Source organism: Parabacteroides sp. HGS0025, assembly GCF_000969845.1.
Lineage (GTDB): Bacteria > Bacteroidota > Bacteroidia > Bacteroidales > Tannerellaceae > Parabacteroides > Parabacteroides gordonii.
This window is the reverse complement of the sequence record NZ_KQ033902.1, coordinates 1322008-1341938: the sequence shown is the minus strand read 5'-3', so window position 1 is coordinate 1341938 and position 19931 is coordinate 1322008. Positions and strand designations below refer to the sequence as shown.

General features: G+C 42.9%; 22 protein-coding genes. 10 read left to right on the top strand and 12 right to left on the bottom strand.

All coding sequences use genetic code 11. The features are described 5' to 3' along the window. Positions 1-5 precede the first annotated feature (5 nt). On the bottom strand, positions 6-704 hold the full coding sequence (locus HMPREF1212_RS04875) for an ABC transporter ATP-binding protein (protein WP_046148613.1): 699 nt from the start codon (positions 702-704) through the stop codon (positions 6-8). A 213-nt stretch (positions 705-917) separates the two neighbouring features. Between HMPREF1212_RS04875 and HMPREF1212_RS04870 the strand changes: the two genes are divergently transcribed. Both HMPREF1212_RS04870 and HMPREF1212_RS04865 read left to right on the top strand, forming a co-directional pair. After that, positions 918-2270, top strand: a complete 1353-nt coding sequence (locus HMPREF1212_RS04870; RefSeq protein WP_046148612.1) for a sigma-54-dependent transcriptional regulator — start codon at positions 918-920, stop codon at positions 2268-2270. Beyond that, positions 2267-3487, top strand: a complete 1221-nt coding sequence (locus HMPREF1212_RS04865; RefSeq protein ID WP_046148611.1) for a sensor histidine kinase — start codon at positions 2267-2269, stop codon at positions 3485-3487. Before HMPREF1212_RS04870 ends, HMPREF1212_RS04865 begins: the two co-directional genes overlap by 4 nt. Positions 3488-3546: 59 nt before the next feature. On the opposite strand, the gene rpmA is transcribed toward HMPREF1212_RS04865, so the two are convergent. The 6 genes from rpmA to HMPREF1212_RS04835 form a co-directional block, all read right to left on the bottom strand. Continuing rightward, the gene (gene rpmA, locus HMPREF1212_RS04860) at positions 3547-3813 is read right to left on the bottom strand and encodes a 50S ribosomal protein L27 (RefSeq protein WP_028727598.1); all 267 of its coding nucleotides are present in this window, start codon (positions 3811-3813) and stop codon (positions 3547-3549) included. Positions 3814-3835: 22 nt separating this feature from the next. Then, positions 3836-4153, bottom strand: coding sequence for a 50S ribosomal protein L21 (gene rplU, locus HMPREF1212_RS04855; RefSeq protein WP_007657805.1), 318 nt, complete (start codon positions 4151-4153; stop codon positions 3836-3838). A 138-nt stretch (positions 4154-4291) separates the two neighbouring features. After that, positions 4292-4873: a Maf-like protein gene (locus tag HMPREF1212_RS04850; RefSeq protein WP_028727599.1), complete on the bottom strand. Its 582-nt coding sequence runs from the start codon at positions 4871-4873 to the stop codon at positions 4292-4294. 16 nt (positions 4874-4889) lie between these two features. After that, entirely contained in the window at positions 4890-5411 is a 522-nt protein-coding gene (locus HMPREF1212_RS04845; RefSeq protein WP_028727600.1) for a KdsC family phosphatase, read from the bottom strand. After that, complete coding sequence (locus HMPREF1212_RS04840) at positions 5404-6171, bottom strand: Rossmann-like and DUF2520 domain-containing protein (protein WP_046148610.1); 768 nt, start codon at positions 6169-6171, stop codon at positions 5404-5406. Before HMPREF1212_RS04840 ends, HMPREF1212_RS04845 begins: the two co-directional genes overlap by 8 nt. Then, on the bottom strand, positions 6168-6722 hold the full coding sequence (locus HMPREF1212_RS04835) for a nitroreductase family protein (RefSeq protein WP_046148609.1): 555 nt from the start codon (positions 6720-6722) through the stop codon (positions 6168-6170). Before HMPREF1212_RS04835 ends, HMPREF1212_RS04840 begins: the two co-directional genes overlap by 4 nt. Before the next feature lie 143 nt (positions 6723-6865). On the opposite strand from HMPREF1212_RS04835, the gene HMPREF1212_RS04830 reads away from it, so the two are divergent. The 6 genes from HMPREF1212_RS04830 to HMPREF1212_RS04805 all read left to right on the top strand — a co-directional run bounded on the left by HMPREF1212_RS04830 (position 6866) and on the right by HMPREF1212_RS04805 (position 13988). Beyond that, the gene (locus tag HMPREF1212_RS04830; protein WP_046148608.1) at positions 6866-9274 is read left to right on the top strand and encodes a TonB-dependent receptor; all 2409 of its coding nucleotides are present in this window, start codon (positions 6866-6868) and stop codon (positions 9272-9274) included. 188 nt (positions 9275-9462) lie between these two features. Beyond that, positions 9463-9870, top strand: coding sequence for a methylmalonyl-CoA epimerase (gene mce / locus HMPREF1212_RS04825; RefSeq protein ID WP_028727604.1), 408 nt, complete (start codon positions 9463-9465; stop codon positions 9868-9870). A gap of 38 nt (positions 9871-9908) precedes the next feature. Beyond that, complete coding sequence (locus tag HMPREF1212_RS04820; RefSeq protein ID WP_028727605.1) at positions 9909-11462, top strand: acyl-CoA carboxylase subunit beta; 1554 nt, start codon at positions 9909-9911, stop codon at positions 11460-11462. Between the two features lie 22 nt (positions 11463-11484). After that, positions 11485-12369: a lamin tail domain-containing protein gene (locus tag HMPREF1212_RS04815; RefSeq protein WP_046150231.1), complete on the top strand. Its 885-nt coding sequence runs from the start codon at positions 11485-11487 to the stop codon at positions 12367-12369. Between the two features lie 22 nt (positions 12370-12391). After that, positions 12392-12823: a biotin/lipoyl-containing protein gene (locus HMPREF1212_RS04810; RefSeq protein WP_028727607.1), complete on the top strand. Its 432-nt coding sequence runs from the start codon at positions 12392-12394 to the stop codon at positions 12821-12823. 4 nt (positions 12824-12827) lie between these two features. Further along, on the top strand, positions 12828-13988 hold the full coding sequence (locus HMPREF1212_RS04805) for a sodium ion-translocating decarboxylase subunit beta (protein ID WP_028727608.1): 1161 nt from the start codon (positions 12828-12830) through the stop codon (positions 13986-13988). Between the two features lie 75 nt (positions 13989-14063). On the opposite strand, the gene HMPREF1212_RS27100 is transcribed toward HMPREF1212_RS04805, so the two are convergent. From HMPREF1212_RS27100 to HMPREF1212_RS04785, 5 genes are all read right to left on the bottom strand, one after another. Then, positions 14064-14204 (bottom strand): hypothetical protein, encoded by a 141-nt coding sequence (locus HMPREF1212_RS27100; RefSeq protein WP_165359855.1) that lies wholly within the window; start codon positions 14202-14204, stop codon positions 14064-14066. Between the two features lie 78 nt (positions 14205-14282). After that, positions 14283-14852, bottom strand: a complete 570-nt coding sequence (locus HMPREF1212_RS26245; protein WP_028727609.1) for a Crp/Fnr family transcriptional regulator — start codon at positions 14850-14852, stop codon at positions 14283-14285. Between the two features lie 401 nt (positions 14853-15253). Beyond that, on the bottom strand, positions 15254-15859 hold the full coding sequence (locus tag HMPREF1212_RS04795) for a Crp/Fnr family transcriptional regulator (RefSeq protein ID WP_046148607.1): 606 nt from the start codon (positions 15857-15859) through the stop codon (positions 15254-15256). A gap of 231 nt (positions 15860-16090) precedes the next feature. Further along, complete coding sequence (locus HMPREF1212_RS04790; RefSeq protein ID WP_046148606.1) at positions 16091-16507, bottom strand: anti-sigma factor; 417 nt, start codon at positions 16505-16507, stop codon at positions 16091-16093. Further along, positions 16494-17702 carry a hypothetical protein gene (locus HMPREF1212_RS04785; RefSeq protein WP_046148605.1) on the bottom strand — a complete coding sequence of 403 codons (1209 nt, stop codon included), beginning with the start codon at positions 17700-17702 and terminating at the stop codon, positions 16494-16496. The genes HMPREF1212_RS04790 and HMPREF1212_RS04785 overlap by 14 nt, the downstream gene beginning before the upstream one ends. Before the next feature lie 189 nt (positions 17703-17891). Here HMPREF1212_RS04785 and HMPREF1212_RS04780 point away from each other — a divergent pair, with 189 nt between their 5' ends. Together HMPREF1212_RS04780 and HMPREF1212_RS04775 are read left to right on the top strand one after the other, a co-directional pair. After that, positions 17892-18449, top strand: coding sequence for a hypothetical protein (locus HMPREF1212_RS04780; protein ID WP_028727613.1), 558 nt, complete (start codon positions 17892-17894; stop codon positions 18447-18449). A gap of 21 nt (positions 18450-18470) precedes the next feature. Further along, complete coding sequence (locus HMPREF1212_RS04775; RefSeq protein WP_052724916.1) at positions 18471-19826, top strand: hypothetical protein; 1356 nt, start codon at positions 18471-18473, stop codon at positions 19824-19826. The last annotated feature ends 105 nt before the right edge of the window (positions 19827-19931 follow it).

Genomic DNA, 19931 nt, shown 5'->3' with positions numbered 1-19931 from the left:
ATATTTTAGTTTGTTGTGTAAGCCAATTCTTTCAGAAAATTTTCTGTCACAGGTTTCCCATCCAGCATGTGAACGATCCGGTGGCTGTAACGTGCATCATGTTCGCTATGAGTCACCATAACGATTGTGGTACCTGCATCATTGAGGGCAGTTAGCAGATCCATGATCTCCAGACCATTGCGACTGTCCAGGTTACCGGTCGGCTCATCTGCCAGAATAAGTTTCGGATCGTTCACAATAGCCCGGGCAATAGCTACGCGTTGCTGCTGACCACCGGAAAGCTGGGATGGGAAATAGTTACGGCGATGACTCAGTAAAACGCTTTTCAATGCCTTTTCCACTTTCATTTTCCGCAGGGATGCTTTCATTCCACTATTCTCCAAGGGTAATTCAATATTCTCAAATACAGTAAGCTCTTCGATCAGGTTGAAATTCTGGAAAACAAATCCTATATTCTCCCGTCGTAAATCGCAGCGTTTGTTTTCATTAAATCCGGTCACTTCGATGCCATTAAGAAGATAAGAACCGGACGTCGGATCGTCAAGCAATCCCAGAATATTCAGCAAAGTAGATTTGCCACATCCCGAAGGCCCCATAATTGCGACAAATTCATGTTCTTTTATATGGAGCGACATGTTATCCAGTGCGACCGTCTCTACCTCGTCCGTCCTGTAAACCTTCCTCAAATCATTTATTCGAATCATAGTCTTATGAATTATTTAGCATGTTACGTAAAATCAGAAACAAGCAATGTGCCAACCATATAATTTATTAATTACCAAACAATTAACAAAAGCAACAATTCCAAATAGTGTCCATAAACGGACACCTTATGTCTGCTCACAGACAAAAAACAGGAACAACTTGGGCATTCACTTCATTCTTGATATATTTGCAATCTACTAACAAAAGTAATTATGAACTTACACCAGGCAAATATACTGATTGTTGATGATGATAAAGACGTTCTGACTGCCGTACGTTTCCTGCTGAAGATGGAAGTAAAAACGATACTGACAGATACGAACCCTGAAAATATCCATAAGCTGATCATGGGAAATGACATCGACATCGTTTTGCTGGATATGAACTTCAAAAGCTCCATCAATACAGGCAACGAAGGGCTGTTCTGGTTGAAAGAAATCAAGAAATGGAAACCTTCCCAATCCGTTATTATGATCACGGCCTATGCGGATATAGACCTGGCGATCAAAAGCCTGAAAGAAGGGGCGACCGACTTTATCGTCAAACCCTGGCATAATGAGCATCTGCTGAATATCTTGTCGGAGACACTCCGGAAACAGGCAACCCCGGATAAAAAGGAGATAACAACCGAAAGGAAAACCGATATAAATATTGTAGGGGCTTCGGAAAGTATGCAACTCCTGTTCCACAAATTACAAAAGATTGCGCCTACCGACGCCAATATATTAATACTGGGAGAAAACGGAACAGGAAAAGACCTGGTTGCCCGCTATATCTACCAGTTATCCCTTCGGCGGGATCGTCCTTTTGTAAAAGTAGATGTCGGCTCCCTGACGGAAACCCTTTTCGAAAGCGAACTTTTCGGTCATAAAAAGGGGGCATTCACAGATGCGCGCGAAGACCGTACGGGACTGATTGAAGCGGCAGACAAGGGTACGCTTTTCCTGGATGAGATCGGCAACATCACTTTACAGCAACAGGCGAAGTTGTTGACTGTATTACAAAACCGCGAAGTGACCCGCCTGGGAGCCAATACGCCGACCCCCGTAGACATCCGCCTGCTGTCGGCAACCAACCTCCCATTGCGGGAATTAGCCAATGAAACCCGTTTCCGTAAAGACCTGGTATACCGGATCAATACGGTAGAAATAACCGTGCCGCCCCTCCGTGAGCGAGGTGAGGATATTATCCTGCTGGCTGAACATTTCCTGACAATGTATGAGAAAAAGTACTTCAAGCAAAAGTTCCGTTTAGCCGATTCGGCCAAAAAGAAACTGATGTTATATCATTATCCCGGTAATGTTCGCGAACTGCAATATACGATGGAAAGAGGCGTGATCATGGCAGACTGTGAAGTGTTAAAAGCAGAAGACATCACCTTCTCCCCCCTGGAACAACAGGAAGAAAATATCCAACCGATACCGACACATAATCTGGACGAGCTGGAAAAGGTGGCTATTGAACAAGTCATTCAAAAACATAACGGAAACATATCGCAAGCGGCAAAAGAACTGGGACTGACCCGGGGAGCTTTATACCGCCGGTTAGAAAAACATGGCCTATGATCATTCTCTTATCCATCCTGATTGCTATACTTCTTGTATATATAATATATGTACGAAGAAAGACGAAACAGGATATCGACGAGTTCGCCGAGTCAATTATAAACAAAGACTTCTCAAGAAAACATCCCCGGTACCAATCCATTACGGATGCTTTCCTGACCCTGGCCGGCGAGAAAGAAGCCCAGCAACATTACCTGAAGGAGATGCTGGAGCTGGTCGACACCGGTATTCTGGCTTATGATGTAGAGACGTACGATACGCTGTGGATGAACGACTCCTTTACGACGATGCTCAACATTCCCCATATCAAAAACATCAACTGGCTGAAAAAACAAAACGAGGCTCTTTTTAATGAATTGCTTAATATCCCGGTCAATAACAGCACATTGCTAACCATCCATGCCCGGAAGCAAACGATCAAAACAATGACCAACGCTTCTATTTTTCAAACCGGCGGAAATACTTATAAGCTGATCGCTTTCCATAACGTAAGTACAACGATGGAAGAGGTCGAGTCGAGTGCCTGGAAAGGGTTGCTTAATGTGATGACCCACGAGATAATGAACTCGATCGTACCTGTCTCCTCTCTTTCGGATACACTCAAAAGAAAAATACATACCTTAAAAGATAGTTCATCCGAACTGACTGAACCGGATCTGGAAGATATGGAACTGGCGTTAGATACAATCCACCGGCGAAGCGAAGGTCTGCTGCGTTTTGCCGAGACCTACCGCAACTTAAGCCAGAAAATAGTGCCCGACATGAAATCCTACAACCTCTACGACCTGCTGTGTTCCATCCATTCCTTAATGAATCCATCCCTGCAACAGAAAGGGATCGCTTTCACGCTGAAAACGGAAGATCCGGGTGTAACCGCTTGCATGGACAGGGATCTGATCGAACAGGTAATAATCAACTTCGTAACCAATGCCACCTATGCCATAAGCAAAAAGGATACTCCGGAGATACATCTCTTCTCCGGCTGCGATGCCGAAGGACATCCCTACATCACCGTTGCCGACAACGGATGCGGTATATCCGACACGATACGCGACAAGATATTTATCCCATTCTTCAGCACCAAGAAAAACGGCAACGGCATCGGTTTGAGTATCTCCCGGGAAATCGTCAAATTACACAACGCTAAACTGCACGTACAAAGCCAGGAAAAGGCAGGAAGTGCCTTTACTGTTTTATTCAGCCCTCAAAGCAAATAAAAAAAGCGGAACATCCTTTCGGACATTCCGCTTTCCTTATTCTTTCGAGTAAAGCTATATTATGCTTCTGCTACAACTTCCTGAATAGAAACAAAAGATCTGTTTTCTTTACCTCTGCGGAAAGTTACAATACCATCTTTCAAAGCATACAACGTATGATCTTTACCGATACCAACGTTTTCACCCGGATGATGAGCAGTACCTCTCTGGCGAACCAGAATGTTACCAGCTTTAGCAACTTCACCACCAAAAAGCTTAACACCTAATCTTTTACTTTGTGATTCACGGCCGTTCTTAGAACTACCAACACCTTTTTTATGTGCCATTTCTTTTTTTCTCCTTTAAACGTTAAGCAACAATTTCTTTAATACTCACTTCAGTGAACTGCTGACGGTGACCGTTCAGTTTACGATAACCTTTTCTTCTCTTCTTGTGGAAGATCAGCACTTTATCACCTTTTACCAGCGGAGACAGTACTTCACATACTACCTTTGCGCCTTCTACAGTAGGAACACCTACTTTAACTTCTCCATTGTTGTCAACCAACAACACTTTGTCAAACTCAACAACAGCACCGCTTTCTGCGTTCTGAATGTGATGAACGAACAACTTCTTTCCTTCTTCAGCTTTGAACTGCTGTCCGTTAATTTCTACGATTACGTACATCTGTCTTTTTATATTTAAACAGGTTATGTCCCGGGGGTGGATACATATTAGGTATCACTTGTTTACCCTCTGCAGAATTTCAGACCGCAAAATTACTGTTTCCGAATGTATTATGCAAGAATAACCCGTATTTTTTGATCAAAATTTCTTCAATTCCTGATATAATCGCTGTACCGGCAAACCCATCACATTATAAAATGATCCGTTGATGGCTTCTACACCGATATAACCGATCCATTCCTGTATCCCGTAACTACCGGCTTTATCGAAAGGACGGTATTTATCTACATAATAGATGATGTCTTCTTCTTCCAGACGGCCAAAACAGACTGCCGAGGCTACGGAAAAAGAAACAGTCTTATCCTTGGTTGTCAGACAAACACCGGTTATTACTTCATGTACATGATCCGACAGATAACGAAGCATTTCAATAGCCTCCTCCCGGTTGGCGGGCTTACCCAGAATGCGGTCGTAAGTGGCAACGATCGTATCGGCTGTGATAAGCAGTTCGTTGTCGGACATTTTGTCAAGATAGGCTTCGGCTTTTTTGCGTGCTATATATAAAGGTATAGCTTCAGAGGTCAGAGTATCAGGATACGATTCGTCAATACCGGGGATTGTCTCCACTTCAAACTGAAGGTCGAGTCCGGCAAGCAATTCTTTTCGGCGGGGAGAGTTAGAGCCCAGCACGATTCGATATTTTTCTAAATTGTTCAGCATATTGTTTTTCCTATTATTACCACCCGAAGGCGTCATCGCTCATCCAGTGGCCTTGTGCTTTCATTGTTTGTTCGATTACATCACGGGCAACCCCCTCGCCACCTTTGCGTAAAGAGATATATTTTGCTATCTGCTTGATTTCCGGAGCTGCATCGGCAGGAGCTACAGGCAAACCGACTTGTTGCATGACTTCATAATCGGGGATGTCATCACCGGCATACATGACCTCTTGCGGTGTCAATCCGGTTTTTTGCAAAAAATCGTTGAAGTCGTGTATCTTCACGGCACTACGCATATAAATATGTTCGATACCCAAGCGGGAAAAGCGGATCTGCACGGCTTCCGTATACCCTCCGGTTATAATTCCGACATGATAGCCTTTCTTTACAGCCAACTGCAGGGCATACCCGTCTTTGATGTTGACCGTACGCATCGGATCACCGTTGGGATGAAGCGAAACGACATCGCACGACAGTACACCGTCGACATCAAACACAAATGCTTTTATTCTCGTAAGGTCATAATTGATACTACTCATTTTGGGCCTCCTTATGTATGCTCCGGCTTAAAAGCTGGTAGATCTCTTTCATATCAGGATCGTCCAGCATAGCCAGATGTTTGTTTATTACATTTTCATCGTAACGGATAGCCGGCCCGGTTTGAGCGGCAGCCGGCGGCATGGCATGAATCTTTGCCGTCGTCTCATCGATCAGCGGTAAGAGGACATCGGCAGGGATCTCTTCCTGTTCGAGCAACTTATAGGACAGGGCATAGATATGATTGGTAAAGTTGCAAGCAAAGACAGCGGCCAGATGCAGGCTACGCCGCTTTTCAGACGACATAAAACGAACATTTTCCGATAATGCACTGGCTATCTTTTTCAGATAGTCGGCATCCTTCTTTGTGTTAGCTTCCAAGAAAATAGGAATCACGTCGAAACTGACCTCCCTTCCTTTACTGAATGTCTGCAAAGGATAAAGCACGCCATAACGTGCGGCATACCCCTCAAAAACATCCATCGGCATGCTTCCGGCAGTATGTATCCACAGACCGTTGTTCGGTTTCACCTGTGCGATCACATCCGTCAGAACCGTGTCTTTCAAAGAAAAGACATACATATCCGCATCGGCCTGCAAAGCAGACAAGTCCGTTGTCCAGGGACACCCCAGTTTAACAGCCAGTTGCCTGGCATTCTCAGAGGTATGACTGTACACCTGCCCTATCTGCATGCCTACCCGCTGCATGGCGAGCGACAGACGCGTTGCCAGATTTCCGGCTCCTATAAATACTATTTTCATGCTTCGTTAGTTTCTTCCGGCATCTTAAAAGTGCCCAGATGAATTTTCTCCCATTGCAAATGCGTTTCGTCAAACGGCTTACGTTCCTGGTCTTTATACCCGAAGCCTATGATCGAAAGCACTTCGAGCTGGTAAGGTATATTCAGCAGGTTGCGTACATATACATTGACATCCGTATCGTCTTCCGTCTGCCGGTTACGTATCTGGCACCAACAACTACCCAACCCCAGGTCTTCCGCCTGAAGCTGCATATAAATAGAAGCGATCGAGGCGTCTTCCACCCACACATCACTTTCCATTACATTCGCCATTACCACGACAGCCAGGGCGCAACCTTCAAGAAAAGACGAACCGGCGGGTTTACAGCCAGCCAGTTTCTTCAGCATTTCCTGATCTTCCACTACAACGAACTGCCAGGGATTCTTACGTTTAGAGGCCGGAGCCATCAATGCGGCTTTTAAGATCATCTCCACCTGTTCGGGCGAAAGCAACTGGTCGGTAAACTTACGTGTACTTCTTCTATTCTTGATAAGAGTTGCAAAGCTATCCATTTTTATCTTATTTTTGTAGCTGTTTATTAAATCAATCTTGTTGAAGGGGACATTTCCCCATAGGGCAAAGATAAAGATTTTTTACATGCTTAATATACGCTTCCTTTATTTTTCGCGTTAGTAAAGCTATAACATTATTAATTATGAAGATTCGTGCGATAGCTGCACTGCTATTTATATTAGTTTCTATCAGTGCTTTTGGACAAAAGCATGTTAAAATCACAGGATATGTTCGCGATGCCGACGGTAGCCCGCTCGAACTGGTTCTTGTTCAGATAAAAAACACTTTGAACGGAGCCATGACGAACGAGAAGGGGTATTATTCGCTGACAACTTCTCCCGGGGATTCCGTTTCCGTTATTTTTTCCTGCCTGGGATATAACAAGGCGGAACGTATCTTACCCAGTGTACAACAAGATATGCGACTGAACGTACAGATGAACTACACCAGTATCGACCTAGGGGAAGTGGTTGCCACGGCTATCCGTAAACAGACATCGACACTCGAAACACTCGATGCCAATCGTGTGAAACTCCTGCCCGACCCGGCCGGGGGTAGTATCGAAAGTCTGGTGGTGACTTTTGCCGGTGTTTCTTCCAGCAATGAATTAAGTTCGCAATATTCGGTACGTGGCGGTAGTTACGACGAAAATATCGTTTATGTAAACGGGCTGGAAGTATTCCGTCCCCTGCTGATCCGTTCCGGGCAACAGGAAGGACTGAGTTTTATCAACCCCGACCTGACCGAATCTGTCAATTTTGCCGCCGGAGGATTTGAAGCCCGTTACGGGGATAAGATGAGTTCGGTACTCGATATTAAATATAAGAAACCAACCATGTTTGAAGGTTCGGTTTCCGCCAGCTTACTGGGGGCAAGCGCCTATGTAGGCAGTTCGATCGGTAAATTCACACAGGTTACGGGTGTTCGCTACAAGACAGGCCGTTCGTTGCTGAAAACAATGGACACAGACGCAGAGTATCAGCCGGATTTCGTCGATCTTCAGTCGTATATGACTTACCAGCTGGCTCCCAAATGGGAAGTTAATTTCCTGGGGAACTTGGCATTAAACTCGTTCAAATTCACCCCGCATAAACGTGAGACAACATTCGGTACGGTAGAACATGCCCAAAGATTCGAGGTTGCTTTTCCCAACAGCCGTGAACGCGATAAGTTCCAAACGATATTCGGAGCGCTGACTTTGAAACACAATCCGAATGAGAACACGGAGCTGGGCCTGCAGGCATCCGCATTCTCCAGTAAAGAAATTGAAACGTACGATATAACAGGAGAATACTGGCTGGGAGAAGCGGCTGCCGAAAAAGACGAAGGTAATCTTGAAGTAGCCCGCTATCACGAACATGCCCGCAACCGTTTGAACTCAACCATTATGAATGTAGGCCATTACGGTAGCAGCCGTATCAAAAACAATACGATCAAATGGGGAGCAACCGTTCAGATGGAAAAGATCAACGACCGTATCAGCGAATGGGAAAAACGCGACTCGGCCGGCTACTCGCTTCCGCAGACAGGAACAGGGGTCAATGTGATCTCCAACCTCTACTCAAACAATGACCTGTCAAGCACACGGTTATCCGCTTATGTGCAGGATGCTTTCAAGTTCCGTACAAAACAGGGGATGTTCACTCTGATTGGCGGTCTTCGCGGGGCTTACTGGACTTACAACAAGGAATTTATCGTCAGCCCGCGTGTTTCTCTCGGCTTTATTCCGAACTTCGACCAGAACCTCACGTTCCGCGCGGCGACAGGTATCTACTATCAGTCGCCATTCTACAAAGAATTGCGAACGACCGTACAGGATGAAGCCGGCAACGATGTGATCGAACTGAATAAAAAGATCAAATCGCAACGTTCCATCCACTTCATCGTAGGAGGTGACTATACGTTCCGTGCCGCAGACCGTAACTTCAAAGTAAGTGCCGACCTGTATTATAAGAAACTGGACAACCTGATCCCTTATACCGTCGACAACGTTAAGATCCGTTATTACGGAGAGAACTGCGCCAAAGGGCATGCAATGGGTATCGACGTCAAGTTCTTCGGTGAATTCGTCCCCGGAACCGACTCATGGATCAGCTTCTCACTGATGAAAGCCGAGCAGACGATCCGCGACATGGTAACCGTCCCCATGCCTAACAGTCAGGGATATAATGTGTCACTTTTCTTCCAGGATTATTTTCCGGGATACAAACGGGTCAAACTGAACCTGAAAGGTGTTCTTTCAGGCGGACTACCCTTTATTGCTCCACGAACGAAATACGAAGACGTAAAAAGCACTTTCCGTACCCCTGCTTACAAACGTGTCGACCTGGGATTCTCCTACCAACTGGCCGGAGAGTCGGATGCGATCATGGACAGGGGCTTTTTCCGCCATCTGAAGAACATTTGGGTAGGGATCGACGTATTTAACTTATTCGATATAAAAAATGTTAGTTCCTATTATTGGATCACCAACATCGACAATCAGCAGTTTGCCGTACCGAATTACCTGACAGGCCGTCAACTCAATGCCCGTCTGATAGTTGATTTCTAAGAATATACTATTCATATAGCGTAAAAGAGCCAATAAAAGATTCCCCCTTTCATTGGCTCTTTTAATTATTGGCAAAATGACACATTATTACCTCTAATAATTAGTGAAAATTTTCTTGATTCTTCAAAAAAGAATGTACCTTTGCCTGCAAAACAAAAAGCATTATCAATTATTAAATTATTATTGACATGGAAATTACACATATTGAGCATCTGGGCATTGCAGTGAAAAGCATCGAAGCTTGTCTGCCGTATTACGAAGAAATTTTAGGTATGAAATGCTACAACATCGAAGAAGTTGCAGACCAAAAAGTAAAAACAGCATTCTTCAAAGTTGGCCAGACAAAAATCGAATTACTGGAACCGACCAGCGAAGACAGTACTATCGCTAAGTTTATCGAAAAGAAAGGCGAAGGCATTCACCACATTGCATTTGCCGTACCTGATGTACAGGCAGCATTGGATGAAGCTGAAGCAAAAGGCGTTAAACTGATCGACAAAGCTCCCCGCGGTGGTGCAGAAGGCTTAAACATTGCATTCCTTCACCCGAAATCAACTTGCAGCGTACTGACAGAGCTTTGCATGCCGGGTAAATAAGATAATAACTTCATTTCTAACAACAAATCAGAAATACAATGAGTAACCAACTTGAAAAAGTAAAAGAGCTTATCGCTCTTCGCGAACAAGCCCGTCTCGGTGGTGGAGAAAAAAGAATCGAGTCTCAACACAAAAAAGGCAAGTACACAGCACGCGAACGTATCGCCATGCTGCTTGACGAAGGTAGTTTCGAGGAGTTTGATATGTTCGTTCAACACCGTTGTACCAACTTCGGTATCGAAAAAACAAAATTCCTGGGTGATGGCGTTGTAACAGGTTATGGTACGATCGACGGCCGCCTGGTTTACGTCTACGCACAAGATTTCACAGTATTCGGCGGTGCTTTGTCAGAGTCATTAGCTATGAAGATCTGTAAAGTAATGGATCAGGCCATGAAGATGGGTGCCCCTGTCATCGGTCTGAATGATTCAGGTGGAGCACGTATCCAGGAAGGTGTTAACGCATTGGCCGGTTATGCTGAAATTTTCCAGCGTAATATCCTGGCTTCAGGCGTTGTGCCGCAGATCTCCGGTATCTTTGGCCCATGTGCCGGTGGTGCCGTTTATTCTCCTGCTTTGACAGACTTCAACATCATGACACGCGGAACAAGCTATATGTTCCTGACAGGTCCGAAAGTAGTAAAAACAGTTACCGGAGAAGATGTAACTCAGGAAGAACTGGGTGGAGCAAGCGTGCACACCACCAAATCGGGTGTGGCTCACTTCGCTGTCGACACAGAAGAAGACGGTCTGCAGTTGATCCGTAAATTAATCAGCTTCCTGCCGCAGAACAACCTGGAAGAAACTCCGCTGATCGAATGTAAAGATCCGATCGATCGCCTGGACGACGTATTAAATGATATTATCCCTGATAACACCAACCAGTCATACGACATGTATGAAGTGATCGGTACAATCATCGACAACGGTGAATTCCTCGAAGTACACGCTGATTACGCTAAAAATATCATCGTAGGTTTCGCCCGCTTCAACGGTCAGACAGTTGGTATCGTAGCCAACCAGCCGAAAGTGATGGCAGGATGTCTGGACAGCAACGCTTCTCGCAAGGCTGGCCGCTTCGTTCGTTTCTGCGACGCATTCAACATTCCTCTGGTAACATTGGTAGACGTTCCGGGATTCCTGCCGGGAACAGGCCAGGAATATAACGGCGTTATCCTTCACGGAGCCAAATTGCTTTATGCTTACGGTGAAGCAACTGTACCTAAAATCACAGTTACCCTGCGTAAATCTTACGGTGGTGCTTACTGCGTGATGAGTTCTAAACACCTGCGTGGTGATATGAACTACGCATGGCCAACCGCTGAAATCGCCGTAATGGGCCCAAGCGGTGCTGTAGAAGTTATCTTCGCAAAAGAAGTTGCCGCATCCGAAGATCCTGCAAAAGCAACAGCAGAAAAAGAAGCAGAATACAAGAAAGCATTTGCAAATCCTTACAATGCTGCTCAATACGGTTATATCGACGATGTGATCGAACCGCGTAATACTCGCTTCCGTATCATTCGTGCTTTACAACAATTGCAGACTAAGAAGTTAAGCAATCCTGCTAAGAAACATGACAATCTGCCTCTATAATTCTTAAAACAGGAAAATGAATATGATTAAAAAAAGATTTGGAGTATTGCTGCTGTTCGTTTTGCTCGTTTCATTCGGGGCACAGGCGCAGCGTGCAGCCTCCATGCGAATAAATGAAGTGCTGGTCATCAACGACGATAATTTCGTTGACGACTATGGCAAACGCCACCCCTGGATAGAATTATTCAATACTTCTGCCGGAACGGTTAATATCGCAGGATGTTTTTTGACAGATGACAAAAACAATCCGAAAAAATATCCGATTCCAAAGGGTGATGTACTTACTCAAATACCACCCCGTCAGCATACATTATTCTGGGCTGACGGAGAACCGAGCCGTGGTACTTTCCATGTCAACTTCACATTAGATCCGTCCAAAGAGAATTATATCGGTCTATACGATGCTGACGGTAAAACACTGATCGATGAAATTACTATTCCGGCTGCACAAAAAAGTGACATTAGCTATGGTAGAATAATCGACGGAGGAGAAGAATGGGCTATACTTCCAAAAGTTACTCCCAGCACAAACAACCTGACGTTAGACTCTAACGAAAAGATTGAAAACTTCAAAACGAACGATTCTCTAGGTATTGGTATGACCATTACAGCTATGGCTGTTGTGTTCCTCGGATTACTCCTACTCTTCCTTATCTTTAAACAGGTAGGTAAAGCAGCTATCGCAGCTAGCAAACGTAACGCTCAGAAAGCCGGTGCTCCGGTTTCAGCCAGCGCTCCGGACGAAGTATCAGGAGAAGTTTTTGCAGCAATTTCCGCTGCTTTGTATGAAATGAGCGACGACAACCACGATGTTGAGAACACTGTCCTCACCATTCGTAAAGTTGCCCGTACTTATTCCCCGTGGAGCTCGAAGATCTATAGCTTACGTGATGTACCCAGAAAGTAATTATCTCTAAAAACAAACAAGAATGAAAAGTTTTAAATATACCATCAACGGTAACGTATATAAAGTACACATCAATTCAGTGGTTGACGATATCGCTGAAGTAGAAGTAAACGGTACTCCCTATCAGGTAAAGATGGAAAAACCGGCAAAAAAACAAATGGTAACTCTGAAACGTCCGGCACAGGCTCCAACTACCCCCAGTGGCGAATCAGTTATTACCCGGCCGGCTGCATCTACCACACAGGGTGCCATCAAATCTCCGCTTCCCGGCGTGATCCTGCAATTGAAATGTAATGTAGGCGATACTGTCAAGAGAGGACAGGTTCTACTTATTCTCGAGGCTATGAAGATGGAAAACAACATCAACGCAGACCGCGACGGAAAGATTATTGAAATTAAAGTACATAAAGGGGATTCTGTACTGGAAGGTGCCGATCTCGTTGTAATCGGATAAGAGTATGCAAGAGAGTTTTATGTCATTCCTGGGTGACAACCTACAGTTGTTCCTCACCTACACAGGAGTATATAATGCAACTCCGGGGCATCTCGTTATGCTACTGGTTGGTTTGCTTTTTATATTCCTTGCGATAAAATACGAGTTTGAACCCATGCTTCTAATCCCTATCGGATTCGGTATCCTGATCGGTAATATTCCTTTCAAAGATGCAGGACTTCAGGTAGGTATCTACGAACAAGGGTCTGTACTGAACATCCTCTACCAGGGTGTAACCTCCGGGTGGTATCCACCATTGATCTTCCTCGGTATCGGGGCCATGACCGATTTCTCCGCTTTGATATCCAATCCTAAGCTGATGTTGATCGGTGCTGCTGCCCAGTTCGGTATCTTCGGAGCTTATATTATTGCTCTTCAGATGGGATTCGAACCGAACCAGGCCGGTGCTATCGGTATTATCGGTGGTGCTGACGGTCCTACGGCTATCTTCCTATCTTCAAAACTGGCTCCGAACCTGATGGGTGCTATTGCGGTGTCGGCCTACTCATATATGGCGTTGGTACCAATTATCCAGCCACCATTTATGAGACTGCTTACTACGCAGAAGGAACGTTTGATCCGCATGAAACCGCCGAGAGCTGTATCTTCTACCGAGAAGATTATTTTCCCAATTATCGGTCTGTTGCTGACTTGTTTCCTGGTACCTTCCGGTCTGCCTTTGCTGGGTATGCTGTTCTTCGGAAACCTGTTGAAAGAAAGTGGTGTAACACGTCGTCTGGCTGAAACAGCCCGCGGCCCGCTGATCGATACGATCACGATCCTGTTGGGTATCACTGTCGGTGCTTCTACGCAGGCTACTCAATTCTTAACACTAAACTCGGTTAAGATCTTCGGTTTGGGTGCATTATCTTTCGTGATCGCAACCTGTGCCGGTATCCTGTTCGTTAAATTCTTCAACCTGTTCCTCAAAGAAGGTAACAAGATCAACCCGCTTATCGGTAATGCCGGTGTATCTGCCGTACCCGACTCGGCACGTATCTCTCAGGTAGTAGGTTTGGAATATGACCCAAGCAACTATCTGTTGATGCACGCTATGGGTCCGAACGTAGCAGGTGTGATCGGTTCTGCCGTTGCAGCCGGTATCTTGTTAGGATTCCTCGGATAATCAATCAGATTATATACTCAAAAAGGGACTGTATCAACAACGATACAGTCCCTTTTTATTTACTCGTACTTTCTATTAAACATTCTGTTCGATCATCATCGGATCTGTTTCAGGATTAGTGACTTCTTCCAGCGTCGTTCCCACAAACAACCATACCATCAGTAGGACAATAGCAATAATTACACCGATGACCAGCCATAGATTTTTCTTTTTCATACCTTATCTGCAATTTCTGTTTATATTGTATTAGGTTAAAACAGCACAAGATGTTATTTAGTTTAAAAAGAAAAGTATCTATCTTTTATTAAGCTGGCTTTGCAGCTTGGCATAATGCTCTGCCGTCATCTGTAAATAAGAGGCGATCAGGTATTGGGGAACTCTTTTGAGAAGCATCTGAATCTCATGATTTTCTATATAATACCGGATGCGCTCAGCCGGAGACAGACTCCTCATCCTAAAATACTTCTCCTCATACTCTATGGCATGTTTTTCCAGAATGGCATAGATTAGACAGGCAAAATCGTCAAAACTCTTCCACAAATATTCAAAATTCCTCCGGCTAACACAAAGAACTGTTGTCTTTTCACTTGCCCTCACACAAAGGAAAGACTTCTTATGCCCCAGAAAACCATGAAACGAGGTACAGAAATCGCCCTCTTTAAAGAAACGGACAACATGCTCTCTCCCATCCTTTTCAAAATAGCATATACAAAAGCCTTCCGATATAAAATATAAATTATTACACGCTGACCCGGCAGAGATCAACAATTCCTTTTTAGAAAATTCTTTTTGTTCGCAGCAGGTTAACAAAGCCTCACAAAGCTCGTCAGATACCGGATAATATTGTTTCAAATATTCATACATAAGCCTGACTGTTTGGTATCCATCAGTTCCCGGAGTGGATGTATCAAAAAAGAAAGAAGGCGCAGGAACTGTAATCTACACTCATTCTGGAGGCTCTAGACTGCCCACGATGATAAGTATAAACAACAGCCCACGCCCTTTATCTTGATCATACAAAACAATGTATGTAATTAACAAGAAAAGAAACGTGAGCGTTTGCTGCCTACTATCCTTACCATCGTTAGAAAGTGTCTAGATTTCCAAAATGAGGATAATATTTTTTAAACGCTTCTCGTTTATTCATATATTGCAGACCTTGCAACTCTTTGCATCAGACACTGCATTCAATACAAAGATACATGAAAAAGGATATAATCAAAAGAGAAACGCCTGTTTCGATAGAAAAAAACTATTTATGTTATTTATATATTTTTATTCCGACGAGCCAATATCTTGGCAAAAGTCTCGGGAGTCATATTCAAATAGGAAGCTATACAATATTGGGGCACATGTTTCATCAAATGCTGAATCTCATGTGTTTCACTATAATGTTTTACCCGGTCTTCCGCACAGTTGCTACGCATCAGGTAATACATTTCTTCACGCTCTATTGCGTAATTTTCAAAAACCTTATAGAAGAGCAATACAAAATCATGATATTCATGCCAAAAATAATCAAAATTATCACGGCTAACGCAAAGAACAAGTGTATCTTCTGTTGCTTTCAAATTCAAAAATGCCTTTTGACGAGAAAGGAAAGTATGAAACAACATTCCAAAATCGCCCTCTTTGAAAAAATGAAGTATATACTCCTTACCGTCCTTTACATAGAAGCAAGAGCAGAACCCTCTCATTATAAAATAGATATTATGACATTCCCAGTCTTCACTGACAAATAGTTCACCCTTTTTAAAGTGAACAAAAGGACACTTGTCGAATAATTCATCACACAATTTATCAGATACCGGATAATATTCTCTCAAATAGCGACACATCAAATTATAGGTTTCATCGTATAAGTCTTCCATATTCCTCTTTATTGGCTTTTGTTGGATCAATCATCAATCCTTTAGATAATACTTACTATTTCTAATTGACACAAAGCCATTATTTGTGACAGTTTAGATTAACAAAAACACCTCAAGAACCTTTATTAGCCAAAAGCCGATAAAAACCAGGGCATTGTTTATTTACAAAGTTAGAGAACTGTCAACAAATATTTCTTAATCTAAAATAAGATCAAACCAGGGAAGCCAAAGTTATCGGTGGATAGAAGAATTCATCTGTAAACTATCCCAAACCTGTATGCTATCTTTTTGACGTATACTATCCGAATTTATTCCTATCGAATCGGTAGCGTGAAATACCGGCATCTTATCCATATCCAAATGATGATCCATTCCTTCCGGAATATTGAAAAACAGATAGCTTCCAATTGAACTAACTATAAGCAAGCCTATCGCCGCAGCATACCATTTATACGGTTTATACCGTTCAAACCGAATTACAACAGGAGTACTTTCTTCCTCAATCATCAATCTCATGCGTTTCAAAGTATCCTGACACACTTTACAATGGATTAAATGAAACTGAAAATCTTCCGTTTCCCCCCAGCTCATCTTATTTTTCAAATAAGCCAGTAAATCTTCCTCTCTATACTCTTTACATGTATCCATTCAAATCCTCCTTTCCTTCTTTCAACAGCATTTCCAGAAAACGCTCTTTCAATATTTTACGTACCCGCGACACATCCTGACGCAATTTAACCTCCATTTTTCGGATCTCATCACCGGATAATTCGGGGGCTACTATTACTGCGATCTCCCGATAGGTCTTTTTTTCGATATAATATAATTGCAAAGCTTCCACTTTATTCTCCATACCACAAACCAGTCTGCTATACCAAGGTTCGCACCTATCCCATAAGATTGTCAAAAAAGCACATTTCACCTCATATTCGTTTTGTATATCTACTCCCCAAAGAGGATTACCCCTATTCATACCTTCCTCAAACAAATAACTTATATCGGTCGGTTGAAAGATTACGTCAGACATAACAGCCGGATCATCCAATGAGAGTATTTCTTTTCGTGCCGTATTCCTACGCTCCGCTTCATAACACTTATTTATACAAATACGGCTAATATAATGCCTGAAATGGGTAGCCGTTTCAAACACCGGAAGTAAACCGGCAACTGTCTTATCGTGTAATAACAGCGATGCATCACTCCACACATCTGCAATAGTCTCCTCTTTATACTGTTGGGAGAAAAGATGGCCGGATACAATATATTCCGCCATCTTTTTAACTAACAAATAAATAACAGACCATAACTCTTCATCCTCCTTTTCCAGATAATGGAATACTCCCCTCAAAGGTAAAGGATAACGCTTATTACAAGCTGCTTCGCACCTATCTTCCAAATCCCAGGGCGACTTGATGGAGTCACACGCACGAAACAAAAGGACGTTTTCATCCTTCGATATCATTTTTGAAAGTTTATAGGCCAAAGTATGGGGAGGGACTGCCAAGTCAGCATCAATAGTCGGCGAGATATTATCCTGCCACAAACGATCAACTATTCGCTTTCTCATAAAAAACAGATAGCGTAGAAATGGCTCCATATCTTTTTGCTTCCGAATAAAACCTGCATAATCCATTCTTGAATAAAAAAGATTCAGAAGCCCCCTCCTCCACTGCCTGAATTTCTCCCGATCTTCCCAGGCATCATCCGGAGGTTGCGGCAACAAAGAACACAAAACATCCGTTTCCTCCTCTACCGATGAAAGTAACTTCCATTCAATAAGCCGATACCGCTCACATTCCTTTCTGATTATCTCCGATATAATTTTTTTTATTGTGCCAGTCATAGTTATCTGTTTTAATCTACATGCAAATAGTTTCAACACCTGAATTTCAAGACAAATATAACAACACACATCGCTAGAATATCTTAATCTATATCAAGATTTATCACAAATAAGAGCTATACATTTGTCACAAAACGGCAAAACACGACAAGTATAATAAACAATCATACTAATTAAATACAGAACAATATGAAGAACATCTATTATTTACTGGCAGCAACATCAATTTCCATAGCAACTTTTACTGCTTGTGGTAGCTCCAAACCACTCCCTCAAGGTGATGTAGAAATAATTGTACCTTGTTCTGGTTCTAACTATTCGACGAACAACGAATATGTACGTGCCAGTGCTATGGGATTATCGACAGATATGAATATCGCCAAGAAAAAAGCATTATCTTCTGCACGATCGGAAATAGCGACAGCGATCGAAGCTAAAGTTAAAATATTAACAGAGGATTATATCTCATCTTATCAGAACGGAGAAAATGATGAAAGTAAAAGGCGTTTTCAAGAAATGGCACGCACAGTAGTCAACAGGAAGTTAAACGGAGTACGCACTATATGCGAACAAACCATGAAAAGCCCGGAAGGGAATTATAAGGTGTACGTTGCCGTTGAATTAGCCAACAATGAGCTATTAAAGGATATTGTGAAAAACATACAGGAAGACAAAACACTAAGAACTGATTTTGAATACGAGAAGTTTAAAAAACTTTTTGAAGAAGAAATGGGCAAAACAGAATAACCATCTTACAATTCACAAATAATGAAACGGCTTCATCCTCTTTTATACTTCTTATGTTTGTTGACAACTTCTATTCTCCAGGGACAATCCCTTCAAGAGGAGTATATACACTTTGCACAGAAACAGCAACAGGAATACGCAGACTTCAGAAGAAAAGAGAATGAAGCTTTTTCTAAATTTCTACAGAAAGACTGGACTGGTTATCATCAGGAAAATCCGGTAGAACGACCTGCCAAGCCAAGTCCTAAAGAACCTCTATTCACACAGAAGCACCCGGGATATAAACCGGTCGATATTCCGAAAGTTGTCGACAGACCAGTTAATAATCCCAGTTCCGCACAAGAGAAAGACGAATGGTTGAAAGAGCCGTTCATCCTATCCGGCATATCGGAAAAAGAGATTGCTTATGCCTGGGAGTCACTCAGTCAAACCACGTATGAACCTTTTATACGCCATTCTCTTCAAATGAAGAAAGAGAACCACTGGTGCGATTGGGCCTATGTCCTGTTCATTCGCCAGTTAGCCGACAAGTTATGCCGAGAATCCGACAACAATTCAAAAATTATCATACAAATGTTTCTTTTATGCCAATCGGAATATAAAGTCAGATGCGGACGCAGTGGCGATCAGCTGGTGTTACTTATTCCCACTGATTGTATGCTCTATAATAAAATGTACCTGAACATTGATAATGAGAAATATTTTATATTTGGCTACGAAACATATAATCGTCAACCGGTTTATACTTTCCAAAAAGATTTCGACCTGTCCAGTCGAAAAGTCAGTATGTATATATTACCCGGACAAACAATGTCGGCAGAGACTCTTTACTCCCGGGTTTATTCAAACCGGCAGATCACTATAAATGCAAATACAAATAAATCTCTGATCGATTTATATAAAGAGTATCCCCAATGTGATTTTAGTGTTTACCTGAAAGCACCGGCCAGTCAGGAAGTAAGCCTTTCGGTTCTTCCATCCTTAAAGAAAGCTATTCACGGGAAAACAACAAAAGAAGCTGCCGGTATTCTATTGTATTTCGTACAAACGGCATTCAAATACCAAACAGATCAGCAACAATTCGGTTTCGAAAAACCATTCTTTATCGATGAATGTTTCTACTATCCGGCCTGCGACTGTGAAGACCGTGCCGTACTATATGCTTTCTTAATACGTACACTTTTAAATCTGAACGTAGTTCTACTGGACTACCCTCAACATATAGCTACAGCTGTTTGCTTCGATGAAAATATACCCGGGGACCATTTGGATATAGATGGCAAACGATATATGATCTGTGATCCGAGCTATATTAATGCAGGAATAGGGATGGCTATGCCGGCATTAAAAAATACAGAAGCGAAAATAATAAGATAAGAGTCTTAATCTATATTAAGATTTATTTGAAACAACAGAAATATATTTGCACTCAACTAATACGCTCACAGCATGAATAACTTTACTTATCGAATAGTCTTATTA

What these genes read in the sequence shown, in the direction of transcription:
- HMPREF1212_RS04830 (WP_046148608.1), top strand. Translation starts at nt 6,866, where the DNA reads ATGAAGATTCGTGCGATAGCTGCACTGCTATTTATATTAGTTTCTATC.
- HMPREF1212_RS04785 (WP_046148605.1), bottom strand. Translation starts at nt 17,702, where the DNA reads ATGACTGGCACAATAAAAAAAATTATATCGGAGATAATCAGAAAGGAA.
- HMPREF1212_RS27100 (WP_165359855.1), bottom strand. Translation starts at nt 14,204, where the DNA reads ATGAAAAAGAAAAATCTATGGCTGGTCATCGGTGTAATTATTGCTATT.
- HMPREF1212_RS04775 (WP_052724916.1), top strand. Translation starts at nt 18,471, where the DNA reads ATGAAACGGCTTCATCCTCTTTTATACTTCTTATGTTTGTTGACAACT.
- HMPREF1212_RS04835 (WP_046148609.1), bottom strand. Translation starts at nt 6,722, where the DNA reads ATGGATAGCTTTGCAACTCTTATCAAGAATAGAAGAAGTACACGTAAG.
- HMPREF1212_RS04780 (WP_028727613.1), top strand. Translation starts at nt 17,892, where the DNA reads ATGAAGAACATCTATTATTTACTGGCAGCAACATCAATTTCCATAGCA.
- HMPREF1212_RS04870 (WP_046148612.1), top strand. Translation starts at nt 918, where the DNA reads ATGAACTTACACCAGGCAAATATACTGATTGTTGATGATGATAAAGAC.
- HMPREF1212_RS04790 (WP_046148606.1), bottom strand. Translation starts at nt 16,507, where the DNA reads ATGGATACATGTAAAGAGTATAGAGAGGAAGATTTACTGGCTTATTTG.
- mce (WP_028727604.1), top strand. Translation starts at nt 9,463, where the DNA reads ATGGAAATTACACATATTGAGCATCTGGGCATTGCAGTGAAAAGCATC.
- HMPREF1212_RS04875 (WP_046148613.1), bottom strand. Translation starts at nt 704, where the DNA reads ATGATTCGAATAAATGATTTGAGGAAGGTTTACAGGACGGACGAGGTA.
- HMPREF1212_RS04850 (WP_028727599.1), bottom strand. Translation starts at nt 4,873, where the DNA reads ATGCTGAACAATTTAGAAAAATATCGAATCGTGCTGGGCTCTAACTCT.
- HMPREF1212_RS04845 (WP_028727600.1), bottom strand. Translation starts at nt 5,411, where the DNA reads ATGAGTAGTATCAATTATGACCTTACGAGAATAAAAGCATTTGTGTTT.
- HMPREF1212_RS04820 (WP_028727605.1), top strand. Translation starts at nt 9,909, where the DNA reads ATGAGTAACCAACTTGAAAAAGTAAAAGAGCTTATCGCTCTTCGCGAA.
- HMPREF1212_RS04795 (WP_046148607.1), bottom strand. Translation starts at nt 15,859, where the DNA reads ATGGAAGACTTATACGATGAAACCTATAATTTGATGTGTCGCTATTTG.
- HMPREF1212_RS04810 (WP_028727607.1), top strand. Translation starts at nt 12,392, where the DNA reads ATGAAAAGTTTTAAATATACCATCAACGGTAACGTATATAAAGTACAC.
- HMPREF1212_RS26245 (WP_028727609.1), bottom strand. Translation starts at nt 14,852, where the DNA reads ATGTATGAATATTTGAAACAATATTATCCGGTATCTGACGAGCTTTGT.
- HMPREF1212_RS04815 (WP_046150231.1), top strand. Translation starts at nt 11,485, where the DNA reads ATGATTAAAAAAAGATTTGGAGTATTGCTGCTGTTCGTTTTGCTCGTT.
- HMPREF1212_RS04865 (WP_046148611.1), top strand. Translation starts at nt 2,267, where the DNA reads ATGATCATTCTCTTATCCATCCTGATTGCTATACTTCTTGTATATATA.
- HMPREF1212_RS04805 (WP_028727608.1), top strand. Translation starts at nt 12,828, where the DNA reads ATGCAAGAGAGTTTTATGTCATTCCTGGGTGACAACCTACAGTTGTTC.
- rplU (WP_007657805.1), bottom strand. Translation starts at nt 4,153, where the DNA reads ATGTACGTAATCGTAGAAATTAACGGACAGCAGTTCAAAGCTGAAGAA.
- rpmA (WP_028727598.1), bottom strand. Translation starts at nt 3,813, where the DNA reads ATGGCACATAAAAAAGGTGTTGGTAGTTCTAAGAACGGCCGTGAATCA.
- HMPREF1212_RS04840 (WP_046148610.1), bottom strand. Translation starts at nt 6,171, where the DNA reads ATGAAAATAGTATTTATAGGAGCCGGAAATCTGGCAACGCGTCTGTCG.